1 pseudogene is annotated in these 1,039 nt (G+C 49.0%); it reads left to right on the forward strand.

What is annotated here, in order from left to right:
• Positions 1-305: 305 nt before the first annotated feature.
• Positions 306-965, forward strand: a pseudogene (locus tag HBA93_RS17800) (ATP-binding cassette domain-containing protein); the annotation flags it as partial.
• Between the last annotated feature and the right edge of the window lie 74 nt (positions 966-1,039).

The following is a 1,039-nucleotide window of genomic DNA, read 5'->3' on the forward strand; positions in this document are numbered from 1 at the left end:
TGAAACTGCCATAATTCTTCTCCTTAATGACAAATAGTCTATTTAAGGAGGCGGAATCAAACCGTGACAAGTCCATTCCTGCAAAGCAGCCGATCGTTCCCGGTGTCGTCACCAAAGATGGTGAAACCAAGTAATACCGCGTGAAATGACGGTTCCTCCCAGTCGTCATTTCTATTAAGCGCGCGGCGACGCAGTCACCACCGCTGACGCGTCGCCGCAGCTATAACATTATCGGCAAGCTACAGCGTAATCAGCGCATGGAAGTGACTTCTGCCTGCAGTCTCAAAGGAAAGTGGAGGTAGATCGTGCCAGCGACCAATTCCGCAAAAGCCAGCAATACGGATGTCGTTCTTGAGATTTGCGATGTGGCCAAATCTTTTGGTCCCGTCATCGCACTTAAACGCATGAACCTCACAGTTCGTCGCGGTCGCGTACATACTTTGCTCGGTGAAAACGGCGCTGGTAAATCGACTTTGATGAAAATCCTCGCTGGCGTTTTCAAGCCTACATCAGGATCAATTAAACTGCGTGGCGTCAATTACGCGCCGAAAGATCCGCGCGAAGCACGAGTGAGCGGCATCTCAATCGTTTTTCAGGAACTCAGCCTCTCGCGCAATCTGACGGTTGCAGAAAACATCTTTGCTAATAACGAACCAAGCCGGTTTGGATTTATCCGCGATCGTGAATTGAATGCACATGCGGCTAAACTTGTTACTGAGCTAGGGCTGCCTGTTGATCCCCGTGCCAAGGTAGGTGATCTTTCAATCGCACAGCGACAACTTGTCGAAATTGCTAAAGGGCTAAGCCAGCCAGCCGATGTTGTCATTCTGGATGAACCTACTTCTTCGCTTTCTGACTGCGAAGCGGAAATCCTTTTTTCCATTATCGAGCGGCTCAAAGCGCGCGGAACTGCAGTAATTTACATTTCGCACCGTATGGAAGAAATCATGCGGCTTTCAGATGATTGTCCGACATCAGCGCCCTTGAGACAAAACAGTGTTAATTGAGAAGAGAGGATTTTCGGCTCATGATAGCTCTA

The sequence above is a fragment of the Ochrobactrum sp. SFR4 genome, from assembly GCF_019730395.1.
Lineage (GTDB): Bacteria > Pseudomonadota > Alphaproteobacteria > Rhizobiales > Rhizobiaceae > Pseudochrobactrum.